The sequence below is a fragment of the Acetobacterium wieringae genome, assembly GCF_026646375.1.
Classification (GTDB): domain Bacteria; phylum Bacillota; class Clostridia; order Eubacteriales; family Eubacteriaceae; genus Acetobacterium; species Acetobacterium wieringae_A.
This window is the reverse complement of sequence record NZ_JAIPPU010000046.1, coordinates 1-1,830: the sequence shown is the minus strand read 5'-3', so window position 1 is coordinate 1,830 and position 1,830 is coordinate 1. Positions and strand designations below refer to the sequence as shown.

Here is a 1,830-nt window from a genome sequence, read left to right as displayed (position 1 = left end):
CAGCTGCTGTCCATATTTAACATTACCATACGGATCACCAATCTGCTGGTTGATTTTCTCCTTCCTATTTATACTCTTGTGTTATTTGTAATGATATACAGATATCAACGGGAAATAGAAAAGGCCTGTGTCAGCATCATACCCGTAGCAGGGCTCTTAATGATAATAAAAAGTACCGGAACCATATTTGCGGGAATTGGATTTCTTTTTCTGATCTATGTCTGGCTAAAGAACAGGAAGAAACCTTTTTGGAAGAACGGACAGGTTGTGATTTTATCTATTGGAGCTGCTTTCCTTCCATATCTGTTATGGAACATCCATATGGCAGTAAAATTCCAGGGAGTTGAAAACAAATTTGAAGTTTCCGCAAGCAGCATCCGAAGCGTATCCGTCGGAAAAAGTCCGGAAGAGGTACATCAGATCCTTGAGCTGTTTGTTAAATCAGTCTTTGATATCACAAGCCGTCCTGCTATGGGAATTCTGGGCTTTCATGTGGCTGCCATAATAGCCAGTGTATTTGCGGCCTTCCTATTAAAGAAAAGCTGGAATCTATGGAAGGCTCTGATTGCATTAGATATTGTTCTTATCGGCTATTATCTTGGTATACTTGGGCTTTACATTTTCTCCATGCCTCTAGACGAAGCCCTCCGATTGGCAGGGTTTGAACGTTACGCATCAAGTATCGTGGTTTTATTTGCCGGGGGGCTGGTGCTGTGCGCAACCGTTGATATTGAAAATTCGTTTTATTATAAAACCGGTGAGCTGCCGGCTTACCAGGCGTTTAAAACTGTGGAAAGCAAGGTCCGGTATCAAAAGGGTGTCATAGTATTTATGGCGTTAGCCATAACCCTTTTGATGTCAGAATATAATGGCATGCAGACTATCCGGCGTTCCTATCAAACGACCCTGCCTTACAAGGTATATCAAGTGACTGGAGACCGCTGGTATTCCGGCGGCAAAGTGGATGAAAGCAGGTATTTATTCTATGCATCGGATGTGGACAGCCAGGTGACAAATTATTATCTGCAGTACATTGGGAAATACATGCTTTATGCCTCCAATGTAGACGGAATTTGTGCGTTTTATGAGGATAATCTGATCAATCTGTTAAGCAGCTATGATTATCTCGTTTTAGTTGAAAGCGATGGGGAGGCAAAACACCTGCTGAAAAAATATTTTGACGTTTCCGGACAGGAAGGAATTTATAGGATCATTCATTCTGATGAAGGACTGGCCCTTGAGCTGGTAGAGTGAATATCTGGATAAAAAATACCGCTTCATAATGAATGATGATCATTAACTTGCCATTAATCATTCGTTATGAAGCGGTTTAGTTTTGTATCAATTAAAACTGGAACTGATCCATCAGGCCATTTAAAATCTGGGCCTGACTGGAGAGCTCTTCGCTTGTGGCTGCGCTCTCTTCTGCAGTGGCAGAATTGGTCTGCACAACGCCGGATATTTGGTCGATTCCCAGGGCCACCTGGGCTATGGAGCTTGACTGTTCCTGGGACGCCGCGGCGATATCATATATCAGGGAAGCCATCTTTTCGGAAGAAGCTGCGATTCGTTCCAGAGAATCCGCTGTTTCACCGGCGATTCCCGTTCCCATCTGTACCGATTGAGCAGAGCTTTCTATGAGGAAAGCGGTGTTCCTTGAGGCCTCCGCGCTTTTTGATGCAAGATTGCGCACTTCGTCGGCGACGACGGCAAAGCCTTTTCCTGCTTCTCCGGCACGGGCGGCTTCAACGGCTGCATTTAAAGCCAAGATATTGGTCTGGTAGGCGATATCTTCGATGGTTTTTATGATTTTACCGATTTCGTTGGAGG

2 protein-coding genes are annotated in these 1,830 nt (G+C 44.2%); one reads left to right on the top strand and one right to left on the bottom strand.

All coding sequences use genetic code 11. The annotated features are described in order from the left end of the window. Nucleotides 1–159 precede the first annotated feature (159 nt). Complete coding sequence (locus Q7P33_RS17840) at nt 160–1,254, top strand: hypothetical protein (RefSeq protein WP_303872089.1); 1,095 nt, start codon at nt 160–162, stop codon at nt 1,252–1,254. Between the two features lie 91 nt (nt 1,255–1,345). Here Q7P33_RS17840 and Q7P33_RS17835 read toward each other — a convergent pair. Next, nucleotides 1,346–1,830: methyl-accepting chemotaxis protein (locus tag Q7P33_RS17835; RefSeq protein ID WP_303872088.1), on the bottom strand; the 485-nt coding region annotated here is incomplete at its 5' end.

What these genes read in the sequence shown, in the direction of transcription:
- Q7P33_RS17840 (WP_303872089.1), top strand. Translation starts at nt 160, where the DNA reads ATGATAATAAAAAGTACCGGAACCATATTTGCGGGAATTGGATTTCTT.